10 protein-coding genes and 1 tRNA gene are annotated in these 15,479 nt (G+C 59.9%); all 11 read left to right on the forward strand.

Annotated elements, in window-relative coordinates:
* The first annotated feature begins 122 nt into the window (after positions 1 to 122).
* A tRNA-Trp gene (locus ACQ7JA_RS22840) sits at positions 123 to 198 on the forward strand.
* A 36-nt stretch (positions 199 to 234) separates the two neighbouring features.
* Complete coding sequence (gene secE, locus ACQ7JA_RS22845; RefSeq protein WP_258826533.1) at positions 235 to 624, forward strand: preprotein translocase subunit SecE; 390 nt, start codon at positions 235 to 237, stop codon at positions 622 to 624.
* A complete protein-coding gene (gene nusG / locus ACQ7JA_RS22850; protein WP_258826532.1) occupies positions 624 to 1,238 on the forward strand; it encodes a transcription termination/antitermination protein NusG in 615 nt (204 codons plus the stop codon). The genes secE and nusG overlap by 1 nt, the downstream gene beginning before the upstream one ends.
* Before the next feature lie 110 nt (positions 1,239 to 1,348).
* A complete protein-coding gene (rplK, locus tag ACQ7JA_RS22855; RefSeq protein WP_211526658.1) occupies positions 1,349 to 1,780 on the forward strand; it encodes a 50S ribosomal protein L11 in 432 nt (143 codons plus the stop codon).
* On the forward strand, positions 1,780 to 2,475 hold the full coding sequence (rplA, locus tag ACQ7JA_RS22860; RefSeq protein ID WP_430902008.1) for a 50S ribosomal protein L1: 696 nt from the start codon (positions 1,780 to 1,782) through the stop codon (positions 2,473 to 2,475). Before rplK ends, rplA begins: the two co-directional genes overlap by 1 nt.
* 308 nt (positions 2,476 to 2,783) lie before the next feature.
* Positions 2,784 to 3,308 carry a 50S ribosomal protein L10 gene (gene rplJ, locus ACQ7JA_RS22865; RefSeq protein WP_258826530.1) on the forward strand — a complete coding sequence of 175 codons (525 nt, stop codon included), beginning with the start codon at positions 2,784 to 2,786 and terminating at the stop codon, positions 3,306 to 3,308.
* Between the two features lie 69 nt (positions 3,309 to 3,377).
* A complete protein-coding gene (gene rplL / locus ACQ7JA_RS22870; RefSeq protein ID WP_211518321.1) occupies positions 3,378 to 3,755 on the forward strand; it encodes a 50S ribosomal protein L7/L12 in 378 nt (125 codons plus the stop codon).
* 310 nt (positions 3,756 to 4,065) lie between these two features.
* Positions 4,066 to 8,175, forward strand: coding sequence for a DNA-directed RNA polymerase subunit beta (rpoB, locus tag ACQ7JA_RS22875; RefSeq protein WP_430902009.1), 4,110 nt, complete (start codon positions 4,066 to 4,068; stop codon positions 8,173 to 8,175).
* A gap of 228 nt (positions 8,176 to 8,403) precedes the next feature.
* Positions 8,404 to 12,651, forward strand: coding sequence for a DNA-directed RNA polymerase subunit beta' (gene rpoC, locus ACQ7JA_RS22880; protein ID WP_430902010.1), 4,248 nt, complete (start codon positions 8,404 to 8,406; stop codon positions 12,649 to 12,651).
* Between the two features lie 309 nt (positions 12,652 to 12,960).
* Positions 12,961 to 14,313 (forward strand): DNA cytosine methyltransferase, encoded by a 1,353-nt coding sequence (locus tag ACQ7JA_RS22885; protein WP_430902011.1) that lies wholly within the window; start codon positions 12,961 to 12,963, stop codon positions 14,311 to 14,313.
* Complete coding sequence (locus tag ACQ7JA_RS22890) at positions 14,310 to 15,476, forward strand: DNA cytosine methyltransferase (protein WP_430902012.1); 1,167 nt, start codon at positions 14,310 to 14,312, stop codon at positions 15,474 to 15,476. The genes ACQ7JA_RS22885 and ACQ7JA_RS22890 overlap by 4 nt, the downstream gene beginning before the upstream one ends.
* The last annotated feature ends 3 nt before the right edge of the window (positions 15,477 to 15,479 follow it).

Consider the following 15,479-nt stretch of genomic DNA (forward strand, 5'->3'; position numbering starts at 1 on the left):
GGTTGCCAAGATCATCGCCTAATAAGTGATGCAAGAGGGAAGCGGAGCAACGCTTCCCTCGAACAGCATTGTCTGGTGCGCGCGTACCATGTATAATGCTGGATTCAGCGAGAAGTTTTCGTAGGGGTGTAGCTCAATTGGCAGAGCGTCGGTCTCCAAAACCGAAGGTCGCGGGTTCGATTCCCTCCGCCCCTGCCACCGAATTCTGGTGCGCAAGCATCGAAAGAAAAGAAGATGTCCAATCAATCCGTGCAAACTGTCAGCACCTCGAATGACAAGTTCAAGGTCGCACTGGCGGTAGTTGCCACGATTGCAGGCGTTGTCGGGTTCTTTTACCTGAAAGGCCAAAACAAACCAGCCTTGGTCGCCACCGGCGCCCTCGTGGCTGGTTTAGTTTTTGCTGTCCTGCTTTTGTGGACTTCCACTACCGGTCGTGATTTCCTGAACTTCGCCAAGGAGTCGGTGCGCGAGACCAAGAAAGTTGTTTGGCCAACCCGCAAGGAAGCCACCCAGATCACCGGCATCGTGTTTGCCTTCGTGGTTGTGACGGCGATTTTCCTGTGGGGCACGGATAAGGTGTTGGAGTTCGTATTGTACGACCTGGTCCTGGGATGGAAAAACTGATGAGCGAAAACGTGCAAGACAATGCGCCGGGCCAAGACCCGGCGCAAGACGCTGGTGCGGCTCCCGTGAGTGTCCCGGTCAGCAACAAGCGCTGGTACGTCGTCCACGTCTACTCCGGCATGGAAAAGAGCGTCATGCGCGCCCTGACCGAGCGCATCGAGCGCGCGGGCATGTCGGAACAGTTCGGCCGCATCCTGGTTCCGACCGAGGAAGTCGTCGAAATGCGCAATGGCACCAAAGCCGTCTCCGAGCGTCGTTTCTTCCCGGGCTATGTCCTGGTTGAGATGGAAATGACCGACGAGACCTGGCACCTGGTGAAGAACACCTCGAAGGTCACCGGCTTCATCGGCGGCAAGTCGAACAAGCCGACGCCGATCCCGGCGCGCGAGATCGACAAGATCATGCAGCAGGTCCAGGAAGGCGTCGAAAAGCCCCGTCCAAAAGTGCTGTACGAAGTGGGCGAGCAGGTGCGCATCAAGGAAGGCCCGTTCACCGACTTCAACGGCAACGTCGAGGAAGTCAACTACGAAAAATCGAAGGTGCGTGTCTCTGTCACCATCTTTGGCCGCGCAACTCCGGTGGAACTGGAGTTCGGGCAAGTAGAGAAAGTCTAAAACGCCGTAATCGGAGCGTTCGCAGCAGCAAGGCGGAATCCGGTAAGAGGAGCCCCGCCAGAGTAGTAGTGGTGGGGCGCTACTACTCAATGCCAATCTAGGAGCCATTCATGGCAAAGAAAATTATTGGCTTTATCAAGCTGCAAGTCCCGGCTGGTAAGGCAAACCCATCCCCACCGATCGGTCCGGCACTGGGCCAGCGCGGTCTGAACATCATGGAATTCTGCAAGGCGTTCAACGCCCAGACCCAAGGCTTCGAGCCGGGCATGCCGATTCCTGTCGTGATCACCGCCTTCGCGGACAAGTCCTTCACCTTCGTGATGAAGACCCCGCCGGCAACCTACCTGATCAAGAAAGCCGCTGGCATCACCAAGGGTTCGCCGAAGCCACATACCGACAAGGTTGGCTCGCTGACCCGTGCCCAGGCTGAAGAAATCGCAAAAACCAAGCAGCCGGACCTGACCGCTGCCGACATGGACGCAGCAGTGCGTATCATCGCCGGCTCGGCACGTTCGATGGGCATCACGGTGGAGGGTGTGTAATGGCTAAGCTGTCCAAGCGCGTCAAAGCAATGAAAGAAAAAGTGGACCGTAACAAGGTCTACGCGTTCGACAACGCAGTGTCGATCATCAAGGAATTCGCAACCGCCAAGTTCAACGAATCGATCGACGTGTCGATCCAGCTCGGCGTGGACCCGAAGAAGTCGGACCAGGTTGTCCGCGGTTCGGTCGTCCTGCCAGCAGGCACCGGCAAGACCGTGCGCGTCGCTGTCTTCGCTTCGGGCGACAAGGCTGAAGCTGCCAAGGCAGCCGGCGCCGACATCGTCGGTATGGAAGACCTGGCCGACATGGTCAAGGCCGGCAACATGCCGTTCGACATCGTGATCGCTTCGCCGGACACCATGCGTATCGTCGGTACCCTGGGTCAGATCCTGGGCCCGCGCGGCCTGATGCCGAACCCGAAGGTCGGCACCGTGACCCCGAACGTCGCTGAAGCCGTCAAGAACGCCAAGGCCGGTCAGGTCCAGTACCGTACCGACAAGGCAGGCATCATCCACGCCACCATCGGTCGCAAGTCGTTCTCGGACGAGCAGCTCAAGACCAACCTGGCAGCACTGCTGGATGCCCTGAACAAGGCCAAGCCGGCAACCTCGAAGGGCGTGTACCTGCGCAAGGTCGCCCTGTCGTCGACCATGGGCGCCGGCGTCCGCGTCGACCACGCTTCGATCGCTGCTTAAGTTTTAAAGCATTAAGTCCTCGCGGAGCATCGCGAGGCGCATCTTTGGGCTGTCGGGGCAAATCATCGCTCCGGCAGGCAATCAAAGACCGTTGGGCCGAAAGCGTCAACCAGGGGAAAGACCGCGAAGCGCTCTGTCCCCTCTGATTAAGCTGGAGGTTAATAGACCACCCAACGCAGATGGTGACCCGAACAAGTTTTGTAGTCCACGCTGCGTGAGTTCATCCGCGTTAGATTGACTTCTTAACTTCGGACGCCGTGTTCGAACCGATGTGAACATGTTGTTCGCATCATTTAAGGAGATTGACCGTGGGTCTTAATCTGAATGACAAAAAGGCCGTCGTCGAAGAGGTGAGCGCGAAAGTTGCAACCGCGCAGACCATCGTCGTGGCTGAGTACCGTGGCATCCAGGTTGCTCACTTGACCAAACTCCGTGCAGCTGCACGTGCCCAGGGCGTCTACCTGCGTGTTCTGAAGAACACGCTGGCTCGTCGCTCGGTCGAAGGCACGCAGTTCGCTTCGCTGGCAGATTCCATGACCGGTCCGCTGATCTACTCGATCTCGGACGACGCCGTTGCAGCAGCTAAAGTCATCAATGACTTCGCTAAAACCAACGACAAGCTGGTCGTGAAAGCTGGTAACTACGCCGGTAAGCAACTGGATGTTGCTGGCGTGACCGCGCTGGCAAGCATCCCGAGCCGTGAAGTCCTCATCGCCCAGCTGCTGGGCGTCATGCAGGCACCGGTGTCGGGCTTCGCACGAGTTCTGGCTGCAGTCGCAGCACAAAAAGGCGAAGGCTCGGCTGCTCCGGCAGCGGAAGCCGCCGAAGCGTAATCGCTTCGCGACTTTTTGTTCAAGTAGAACCAAACCTGTACTACACACACACAATATTTGGAGTTTCAAATGGCAATTAGCAAAGAAGAGTTCCTGGACGCAGTTGGCGCAATGTCGGTCATGGAACTGAACGACCTGGTCAAGGCTTTCGAAGAGAAGTTCGGCGTGTCGGCAGCTGCAATGGCAGCACCGGCAGCTGGCGGCGCAGCTGGCGGCGCAGCTGCTGCTGAAGAGCAGACCGAGTTCAACGTTGTTCTGTCGGAAGTCGGCGCGAACAAGGTCGGCGTCATCAAGGCAGTCCGTGAAATCACCGGTCTGGGCCTGAAAGAAGCCAAGGACCTGGTCGACGGCGCACCGAAGACCGTGAAAGAAGCCCTGCCGAAAGCTGACGCTGAAGCCGCCAAGAAGAAGCTGGAAGAAGCTGGCGCCAAGGCCGAGCTGAAGTAATACATATGCATTGGGCACTCATCGAGGGTGCCCAGCGCGGGAGTCAAAGCTTGCGGAACCTGCCGAAAGGGAGGGGATGCGGCTTTGGCTCTTTTGTCGTCCCTGCAGCAAACGTTTGCATCAGGTGCCGATAAGCAACACAGCAGTAAAGAGCAGCACCAGCAGCATCAGCGGTCAGAAATATCGTAACACAGCAGTACGGCTGTCTTAATCACCTGGCGGGAAAGCAGAGGCTTCAGGCCTTGCGTGTGGTGCGACCACCACTGGCAATTCCTGAATTCTCATCCTTTCTGTCACTCACGGAGTGTCCATGCACTACTCATTTACTGAGAAGAAGCGCATTCGCAAGTCGTTCGCGAAGCGCGCCAACGTTCACAACGTTCCCTATCTTCTGGCTACCCAGCTCGAATCCTACGAGAATTTCCTGCAAGCGGACGCCGTTCCCTCCGTGCGCAAGAACGAAGGCCTGCAGTCCGCCTTCAGCTCCATCTTCCCGATCGTGTCGCACAACGGTTTTGCGCGCCTCGAGTTCCTGTCCTATGTGCTGGGCGACCCCGCGTTTGACGTGAAAGAGTGCCAGCAGCGTGGCCTGACCTTCGCGTCGCCGCTGCGCGCCAAGGTGCGTCTGGTGATCCTGGACAAGGAATCGCCGACCAAGCCGGTCGTGAAGGAAATGAAAGAGCAGGAAGTGTACATGGGCGAACTGCCGCTGATGACCACGAACGGTTCGTTCGTCATCAACGGTACCGAGCGCGTCATCGTCTCGCAGCTGCACCGCTCGCCGGGCGTGTTCTTCGAACACGACCGCGGCAAGACCCACTCGTCGGGCAAGCTGCTGTTCTCGGCACGTATCATTCCTTACCGCGGCTCGTGGCTGGACTTCGAGTTCGACCCGAAGGACATCCTGTTCTTCCGCGTCGACCGCCGCCGCAAGATGCCGGTGACGATCCTGCTGAAGGCCATCGGCATGACGCCGGAACAGATCCTGGCGAACTTCTTCGTCTTCGACAATTTCAATCTCCGCGATGAAGGCGGCGAGCTGGAGTTCGTGTCCGAACGCCTGCGCGGCGAAGTCGCGCGCTTCGACATCGTCGATCCGAAGTCGGGCAAGACCATCGTCACCAAGGACAAGCGCATCAACGCCAAGCACGTCCGCGACATCGAATCGGCCGGCATCAAGTCGATCTCGGTGCCGGAAGACTACCTGCTGGGCCGCGTGCTGGCCAAGAACATCGTCGACCAGGATACCGGCGAGATCATCGCCGTGGCCAACGACGAGCTGACCGAAGAGCTGCTGGGCAAGCTGCGCGACGCCAATGTGTCGGCGATCCAGACCCTGTACACCAACGACCTGGACCAGGGCGGCTACATCTCGCAGACCCTGCGCACCGACGACACCGCCGACCAGACCGCCGCACGCGTGGCGATCTACCGCATGATGCGTCCTGGCGAACCGCCGACCGAAGAATCGGTCGAAGCGCTGTTCAACGGCCTGTTCTACAGCCCGGAACGCTATGACCTGTCGGCTGTCGGCCGCATGAAGTTCAACCGCCGCATCGGCCGTGACGAACTCGTGGGCGACATGACCCTGTCGAACGACGACATCCTGGCCGTGATCAAGATCCTGGTCGAGCTGCGCAATGGCCGCGGCGAAGTCGACGACATCGATCACCTGGGCAACCGCCGCGTGCGTTGCGTCGGCGAACTGGCTGAGAACCAGTTCCGCGCCGGCCTGGTGCGCGTGGAACGCGCTGTCAAGGAACGCCTCGGCCAGGCCGAAGCGGACAACCTGATGCCGCACGACCTGATCAACAGCAAGCCGATCTCGGCCGCGATCCGCGAATTCTTCGGTTCGTCGCAGCTGTCGCAGTTCATGGACCAGACCAACCCGCTGTCGGAAGTCACCCACAAGCGCCGCGTCTCGGCACTGGGCCCGGGCGGCCTGACCCGCGAACGTGCAGGCTTCGAGGTGCGCGACGTGCACCCGACCCACTACGGCCGCGTGTGCCCGATCGAAACGCCTGAAGGCCCGAACATCGGCCTGATCAACTCGCTGGCACTGTACGCCCGCCTGAACGAATACGGCTTCCTGGAAACTCCGTACCGCAAGGTCGACGGTTCGAAGGTCACCGACAAGATCGAGTACCTGTCGGCGATCGAAGAAGGCCGCTACATCATCGCCCAGGCGAATGCTGCCATCAACGAAGAAGGCCAGCTGGTCGACGAACTGGTGTCGGCACGTGAAGCAGGCGAAACCATCCTGGTCTCGCCGGAACGCATCCAGTACATGGACGTGGCCCCGGGCCAGATCGTGTCGGTTGCAGCTTCGCTGATTCCGTTCCTCGAGCACGATGACGCGAACCGTGCACTGATGGGCGCCAACATGCAGCGCCAGGCCGTGCCTTGCCTGCGTCCGGAAAAAGCGGTCGTCGGTACCGGCATCGAGCGCACCGTGGCGGTCGACTCGGGCACCACCGTGCAGGCCCTGCGCGGCGGCGTGGTGGACTACATCGACGCGGGCCGTGTCGTGATTCGTGTGAACGATGACGAAGCACAGGCCGGCGAAGTCGGTGTCGACATCTACAACCTGATCAAGTACACCCGTTCGAACCAGAACACCAACATCAACCAGCGTCCGATCGTGCAGGTTGGTGACCGCGTCGCCCGTGGCGACGTGATCGCCGACGGCGCATCGACCGACCTGGGCGAACTGGCACTGGGCCAGAACATGCTGGTGGCCTTCATGCCGTGGAACGGCCTGAACTTCGAAGACTCGATCCTGATCTCGGAAAACGTGGTCAAGGACGACCGCTACACCTCGATCCACATCGAAGAGCTGTCGGTTGTCGCACGCGACACCAAGCTGGGCGCGGAAGAAATCACCCGCGACATCTCGAACCTGGCCGAGAACCAGCTGGCGCGCCTGGACGAATCGGGCATCGTGTACATCGGCGCCGAAGTGCAAGCCGGCGACGTGCTGGTCGGTAAGGTCACCCCGAAGGGCGAGACCCAGCTGACCCCGGAAGAGAAGCTGCTGCGCGCGATCTTCGGCGAAAAGGCCTCGGACGTGAAAGACACCTCGCTGCGCGTGCCTTCGGGCATGGTCGGCACCGTCATCGACGTGCAGGTGTTCACCCGCGAAGGCATCCAGCGCGACAAGCGCGCCCAGCAGATCATCGACGACGAGCTGAAGCGCTACCGCCTGGACCTGAACGACCAGATGCGTATCGTGGAAGGCGACGCCTTCCAGCGTCTGGAGCGCATGCTGATCGGTAAAGTCGTCAACGGCGGTCCGAAGAAGCTGGCGAAGGGTGCCGCGATCACCGCCGACTACCTGGCGGACCTGGACAAGTTCCACTGGTTCGACATCCGTCCGGCCGACGACGACACCGCGAACGCGCTGGAAGCGATCAAGGAATCGATCAACGAGAAGCGCCACCAGTTCGACCTGGCCTTCGAAGAGAAGCGCAAGAAGCTGACGCAAGGCGACGAGCTGCAGCCTGGCGTGCAGAAGATGGTCAAGGTCTACCTGGCCGTCAAGCGCCGCCTGCAGTCGGGCGACAAGATGGCAGGCCGCCACGGTAACAAGGGTGTGGTCTCGCGTATCGTCCCGGTCGAAGACATGCCGTTCATGGCCGATGGCCGTCCGGCAGACGTCGTGCTGAACCCGCTGGGCGTTCCGTCGCGTATGAACGTCGGTCAGATCCTGGAAACCCACCTCGGCTGGGCAGCGAAGGGCCTGGGCTGGCGCATCGGCGAAATGCTGGCTGCGCAAGCGAAGGCTGCAGACCTGCGCACCTTCCTGGGCAAGATCTACAACGAAACCGGCCGCAAGGAAGACCTGGACAGCTTCAGCGATGAAGAAATCCTGAGCCTGGCGCACAACCTCAAGAACGGCGTGCCGTTCGCGACCCCGGTGTTCGATGGCGCCCACGAAGACGACATCCGCCGCATGCTGGACCTGGCGTTCCCGGACGACATCGCCGCCCACCTGGGCATGACCCCGTCCAAGAACCAGGTCGCCATGTTCGACGGCCGCACCGGCGAAGCGTTCGAGCGCAAGGTCACCGTCGGCTTCATGCACATGCTGAAGCTGCACCACCTGGTCGACGACAAGATGCACGCCCGTTCGACCGGCCCGTACTCGCTGGTGACGCAGCAGCCGCTGGGCGGTAAAGCCCAGTTCGGTGGCCAGCGCTTCGGTGAGATGGAGGTGTGGGCACTGGAAGCGTACGGCGCATCGTACGTGCTGCAGGAAATGCTGACCGTCAAGTCGGACGACGTGAACGGCCGTACCAAGGTGTACGAGAACCTGGTCAAGGGCGACCACGTGATCGACGCCGGCATGCCGGAATCGTTCAACGTGCTGGTGAAGGAAATCCGTTCGCTGGGTATCGACATCGATCTCGAGCGCAACTAAGCAAGGCCAGCATGGCCGCCGGCCTTCGGGCCCGGCCTGCTGCCCCTGAATCGTCGCCCCGACGCAGGTTGGGGCCTGAGCCCGGTGAGTTGACCGGCGCACTTGGATCCCCGCCTGCGCGGGGATGACGCTTTCAAGGGTAGTGGGTCCAGCAAGCACCGGCGAAAATCGGTGAGAAGCCGGCGGTAGTAGTACCTAGTACAGAATCAATCACCTTTGGAGTGATACATGAAAGCACTGCTCGATCTATTCAAGCAAGTTCAGCAAAACGAGAGCTTCGACGCCATCAAGATTGGCCTGGCGTCGCCCGAAAAAATCCGTTCGTGGTCCTACGGCGAAGTCAAGAAGCCGGAAACCATCAACTACCGCACCTTCAAGCCTGAGCGCGACGGCCTGTTCTGCGCCAAGATCTTTGGCCCGATCAAGGATTACGAATGCCTGTGCGGCAAGTACAAGCGCCTGAAGCACCGCGGCGTCATCTGCGAGAAGTGCGGCGTCGAAGTGACGCTGGCCAAGGTGCGCCGTGAGCGCATGGGCCACATCGAGCTGGCCTCGCCGACCGCCCACATCTGGTTCCTGAAGTCGCTGCCGTCGCGTCTGGGCATGGTCCTGGACATGACCCTGCGCGATATCGAACGCGTGCTGTACTTCGAAGCATACGTCGTGACCGATCCCGGCATGACCCCGCTGAAGAAGTGCCAGATCATGTCGGAAGACGACTACGCCGCCAAGTACGAAGAGTACGGCGACGACTTCACCGCATTCATGGGCGCCGAAGGCATCCGTGAACTGCTGCGCTCGATCGACATCCACCGCGATGCCGAAGCCCTGCGCGTGGAACTCAAAGAGTCGAAATCCGAAGCCAAGATCAAGAAATACGCCAAGCGCCTGAAAGTGCTCGAGGCGTTCCAGCGTTCGGGCATCAAGCCCGAGTGGATGATCATGGAAGTGCTCCCGGTCCTGCCGCCGGAGCTGCGTCCGCTCGTCCCGCTGGACGGCGGCCGTTTCGCGACCTCCGACCTGAACGACCTGTACCGCCGCGTCATCAACCGTAACAACCGCCTGAAGCGCCTGATGGAACTGCGCGCTCCGGAAATCATTACGCGTAACGAGAAGCGCATGCTGCAGGAAGCAGTGGACTCGCTGCTGGACAACGGCCGTCGCGGCAAAGCGATGACCGGCGCCAACAAGCGTCCGCTGAAGTCGCTGGCTGAAATGATCAAGGGTAAGGGCGGCCGCTTCCGTCAGAACCTGCTGGGTAAACGCGTCGACTACTCGGGCCGTTCGGTCATCGTGGTGGGTCCGCAGCTGAAACTGCACCAGTGCGGCCTGCCGAAGCTGATGGCCCTGGAACTGTTCAAGCCCTTCATCTTCAACAAGCTGGAACTGATGGGTCTCGCGACCACCATCAAGGCCGCCAAGAAGCTGGTCGAAGTGCAGGAGCCGGTGGTCTGGGACATCCTGGAAGAAGTCATCAAAGAGCACCCGGTCATGCTGAACCGTGCGCCGACCCTGCACCGTCTCGGTATCCAGGCGTTCGAGCCGGTCCTGATCGAAGGTAAAGCGATCCAGCTGCACCCGCTGGTCTGCGCGGCGTTCAACGCCGACTTCGACGGTGACCAGATGGCAGTCCACGTCCCGCTGTCGATCGAAGCACAGATGGAAGCCCGCACCCTGATGCTGGCTTCGAACAACATCCTGTTCCCGTCGAACGGCGAACCGTCGATCGTCCCGTCGCAGGATATCGTGCTGGGTCTGTACTACGCGACCCGCGAAGCGATCAACGCCAAGGGCGAAGGCATGCTGTTCCCGGACGTGTCGGAAGTCATCCGCGCGTACGACAACAAGGAAGTCGAACTGGCGACCCGCATCACCGTGCGTATCGTCGAGCACCCGAAGAACGCCGAGGGTGAATTCGACCGCACCGTGACCCGCTACGAGACCACCGTCGGCCGCGCCATCCTGTCCGAGATCCTGCCGAAAGGCCTGCCGTTCTCGGTGCTGAACCGCGCCCTGAAGAAGAAGGAAATCTCGAAGCTGATCAACACGTCGTTCCGCAAGTGCGGCCTGCGTGCGACCGTCGTCTTCGCGGACAAGCTGATGCAGTCGGGCTTCCGCCTGGCGACCCGCGCCGGCATCTCGATCGCCGTCGACGACATGCTGATCCCGGACGTCAAGAAGGGCATGATCGCGACCGCCGAAGCGGAAGTGAAGCAGATCGAGCAGCAGTACGCTTCGGGTCTGGTCACCGCCGGCGAGCGTTACAACAAGGTCGTCGACATCTGGGGCAAGACCTCGGACGAAGTCGGCAAGGCGATGATGGACCAGCTGAAAGTGGAACCGGTCACCAAGCGTGACGGCACCGAAGGCACCCAGGAATCGTTCAACGCGATTTACATGATGGCCGACTCGGGCGCCCGTGGTTCGGCAGCCCAGATCCGCCAGCTGGCCGGTATGCGAGGCCTGATGGCCAAGCCGGACGGTTCGATCATCGAAACCCCGATTACCGCGAACTTCCGCGAAGGCCTGAACGTTCTGCAGTACTTCATCTCGACCCACGGCGCTCGTAAAGGTCTGGCGGATACGGCACTGAAGACCGCGAACTCGGGTTACCTGACCCGCCGCCTGGTCGACGTGACCCAGGATCTGGTGGTGATCGAGGACGATTGCGGCACCAGCAACGGCACGCACATGAAGGCGATGGTCGAAGGCGGTGAAGTCATCGAGCCGCTGCGCGACCGTATCCTCGGCCGCGTGACCGGTACCGATGTCGTGAATCCGGAAACCCAGGAAACCCTGTACGAAGCCGGCACCCTGCTGGACGAAGACATGGTGGAAGAGATCGAACGCGTCGGCATCGACGAAGTGAAGGTCCGCACCCCGCTGAACTGCGACACCCGCTTCGGCCTGTGCGCCAAGTGCTACGGTCGCGACCTCGGCCGCGGCATGCTGGTTAACAGCGGCGAAGCAGTTGGCGTCGTTGCAGCACAGTCGATCGGTGAGCCGGGTACCCAGCTGACCATGCGTACCTTCCACATCGGTGGTGCGGCATCGCGTGCAGCGGTGGCATCGTCGGTCGAAGCGAAGTCGAACGGCACCGTCCGCTTCACCTCGACCATGCGCTACGTCACCAACGGCAAGGGCGTCCAGATCGTGATTTCGCGTTCGGGCGAAGTCCTGATCACCGACGACCACGGCCGCGAGCGCGAGCGCCACAAGGTGCCGTACGGCGCGAGCCTGATCGTCAAGGATGGCATGACCGTGAAAGCCGGTACCGCCCTGGCGACCTGGGATCCGCTGACCCGTCCGATCATTACCGAGTACGCTGGTACGATCAAGTTCGAAAACGTGGAAGAGGGCGTCACCGTCGCTCGCCAGGTGGACGAAGTGACCGGCCTGTCGACCCTGGTCGCGATCGATCCGAAGCGCCGTGGTTCGGGCAAGGTACTGCGTCCGCAGGTCAAGCTGCTGAACGACGAAGGCCAGGAAGTCAAGATCGCCGGCACCGAGCACGCCGTGACGATCGGCTTCCAGGTCGGCGCGCTGATCATGGTGAAGGACGGTCAGCAAGTCTCGGTGGGTGAAGTGCTGGCACGTATCCCGACCGAATCGCAGAAGACCCGTGACATTACCGGTGGTCTGCCGCGCGTTGCCGAACTGTTCGAAGCACGTTCGCCGAAAGACGCGGGCATGCTGGCGGAAGTCACCGGTACCGTCGCGTTCGGTAAAGAGACCAAGGGCAAGCAGCGCCTGGAAATCACCGACATGGACGGCAACAAGCACGAGTTCCTGATCACCAAGGACAAGCAAGTGCTGGTGCACGACGGCCAGGTGGTGAACAAGGGCGAGATGATCGTCGACGGTCCGGCCGATCCGCAGGACATCCTGCGCCTGCTGGGTATCGAAGCGCTGGCCCGCTACATCGTTGACGAAGTGCAGGACGTGTACCGTCTGCAGGGCGTGAAGATCAACGACAAGCACATCGAGGTGATCGTTCGCCAGATGCTGCGTCGTGTCCAGATCACCGACGCAGGCGACACCGACTACATCGTCGGCGAGCAGGTCGAGCGTTCGGAACTGCTGGAAGAGAACGACAAGGTCAACGCGCTGAACAAGCTGCCGGCACAGTACGAAAACGTGCTGCTGGGTATTACCAAGGCATCGCTGTCGACCGACTCGTTCATCTCGGCCGCATCGTTCCAGGAAACCACCCGCGTCCTCACCGAAGCGGCGATCATGGGCAAGCGCGACGGTCTGCGCGGCCTGAAGGAAAACGTCATCGTCGGCCGCCTGATCCCTGGCGGTACCGGTCTGGCATTCCACCGCGCCCGCAAGGAGAAGGAAGTGTGGGAGGCGGAAGAGCGCCAGGCACTGCTGCAGCAGGAGAAGGCCAATATGGCTGCCGAACTGCAGGCGATGGAAGACCAGCAGAATGCTGCGGCTCCAGCGGAGCAGCATCACGGTGAGGGCGAGTGATCGCTGTAGCCCCAACATAAACAACTAACAAAGACGGCACCTTTAGGGGTGCCGTTTTTTTATGTCGTTCAGCCATCAATAGTGCTTGTCCGCAAATCCTCTGCACGATTGAAACCTACTCTGACCAGACTGTTTGATGTATGCCAATTGCATAGGTCCTGGCAATGAAGAGTTATACTGTATATTAATACAGGTATGCTGCCTAGCAACTGCAGGCAGCAAGAATGTCCAAACTCTTCTCGACTCGCCACATCGTATCTGGCGAGCGGGGGCAATTGATGGTCTAATATCGACTTGCGGAAATTAAAAATGACCTTAGAAACAGTTTTTGAAGAACTAAAATCAGACGATTCCCCTCGCGCTGGCGGGGTTTCCTACGTCTCCCAACAAAAGATTGAACAAGCTAGCATATCGGACGAGCTAATCAGCTACCGCTGGCATGACGGAAAAGGTGTGCGGACCGTGCAGTTGCGTGACGGTCGTGCAATACGGTCAACTGTTCCTTCCCGTAGCCGTACGGGAAATAACTATGGAGCGGCCGAATTCGAATATGATTGGCTGCGTTCGCCCGAGCGACCGGCGTTGTCCGCGTCTGAGCGCACCATCAAGGTAGGAGATGCATTCTGCGGCGGTGGCATTTTCTCGCTAGGCGTCGACGAGGCCTTGCGTGCTGTAGGCCTCACGCCGGTTCATGCATTTGGTCTCGATTTCAATCTGGATGCGATCAACACATTCAAGTTGAACTTTCCTGCGTCCGTCGCCTTGCATGCGGATATCACAACCGTTGTTAACGGTGCTTTCGGCGAGCCATTCACCAAAGAGGAACTCGCGTTTGTTGAGTCGGTCGGCGGCGGTGTTGATTTGCTGGTGGCAGGTCCTCCTTGCCAGGGCCACAGTGATCTGAACAACCACACTCGACGCCAAGATCCGAAGAACAACCTGTACTTTTCCGTGGTTCGGCTTGCAGAACTGCTGCAGCCCGAATTCATTCTCGTCGAGAACGTTCCCGGCGTAATCCACGACAAGGGGCAGGTAGTGCAACGCACGGCTGACGGCCTCAAGGAGCTCGGTTATCGCGTTACCTCGTCGCTGGTCGAGATGATCGGCATCGGAGTCCCGCAGAAACGCAAGCGATTCGTCCTCGTTGCCTCGCGTATCGGTGAACTCGACATCGGCTCGGCTTTAGCCGCAAGCGCGAGCGAGACGCGACCCGTTTCATGGGCAATCGATGACCTGAAGGATGCATACGATCAAGCAACGATCTACAACTCGTCGGCAATGCACTCAAAGGAAAACCAGCGGCGCATCAATTACTTGTTCGATAACGATCTACATGACCTGCCAAATGCCGAACGTCCGCCGTGCCACCGCGACAAGCCTCACAGCTATGTCTCGGTCTATGGACGGATGTACTGGGACCGGCCGGCACCGACAATTACCGGCGGCTTCGGCTCAACTGGCCAAGGGCGCTTCGTACATCCGTTGTGCCGGCGCACGCTGACTCCCCATGAGGCTTTCAGGTTGCAATTTGGCCCCGACTATTTCCGATTTCCTGCCATGACCGGACGACGCTCTATGCAGCAGATCATCGGCAATGCCGCGCCGCCCAAGCTTAGCCAAGCCATTGTCCTCGGTGCTGCTATCCAAGGAGTTCTGATATGAAGGTCTTTGGCTTATTTAGCGGCATTGGCGGTTTTGAGCTCGCTTTCTCGCGTCATGACATGGAGTGCGTGGGGCTTTGCGAAATCGATCCAGTAGCGAAGGCGGTGTTGGCCGAACGGTTCCCTGGCGTTCCTCTGTACGATGACGTGGAGACGCTTGCGTCCGTGAACGATGCCGACGTGTTGACCGCTGGCTTCCCGTGCCAGGACCTGAGCCAGGCGGGCGCGAAGGCTGGCATTCGTGGCACCCGCTCGTCACTCGTCGACCATGTGTTCCGCCTAATTGAGTCAGCCGTGCGTAAGCCTGAGTGGGTCGTGCTTGAAAACGTGTCGTATATGTTGAGGTTGAAGCAAGGCGCTGCGATGAACCACATCGTCAACCGGGCCGAGGAGCTTGGCTACAACTGGGCATATCGGGTTTTGGACGCCCGCTGTTTCGGCTTGCCGCAGCGGCGGGAACGTGTCCTTATCTTATTGTCGCGCAGCCACGATCCGTCTCAAGTACTCTTCCCAACCGGATTAGTCGAGCCGAATGTCGACGACACCGTCGGCACAGTTATTCCGGAAAGCTTGTATGGCTTTTACTGGACCGAAGGCAAACGTGGACTAGGGTGGGTGAAGAACGCCGTGCCGACAATTAAGGGGGGCTCGGCGTTGGGTATCCCGTCTCCGCCAGCAATTTGGGTTCCGGCCACCGGCGAATTTGGGACGCCCTCGATCACGGACGCCGAACGGATGTTCGGCTTCCCTTCAGGATGGACCGAACCTGCAGTGCGCGCATCTGGTCGTGCAGGCGCGCGTTGGAAACTTGTAGGGAACACGATCTGTGTGCCCATGGTTGAATGGCTGTGCCAGCAGGTGGGTGAGCCACAGGGGTTGGGTGCTCAAATCACACCGATTTCGAAAAAGGCCCGGTTGCCTGGCGCCGCTTTCGGATTGCGGGGGCAGCGTTTTGCGGTCGATGTGTCGAACTGGGCGTTTGAAGCGGACGCGCCAGCGCTGGGTACCTTCCTGAATGATAAACTCAAACCCCTGTCCATTCGGGCAGCATCGGGGTTCTATAGTCGGGCGTTGGAGAGCACTACGATTCGGTTCGCGGATGGCTTTTTAGATAGCATGTCCACCTACATCGAGAGAGCGAAATCGCTCCCTCTTTTTAATTGATAG

Source organism: Massilia sp. BKSP1R2A-1 (assembly GCF_050586525.1).
GTDB lineage: Bacteria > Pseudomonadota > Gammaproteobacteria > Burkholderiales > Burkholderiaceae_D > Telluria.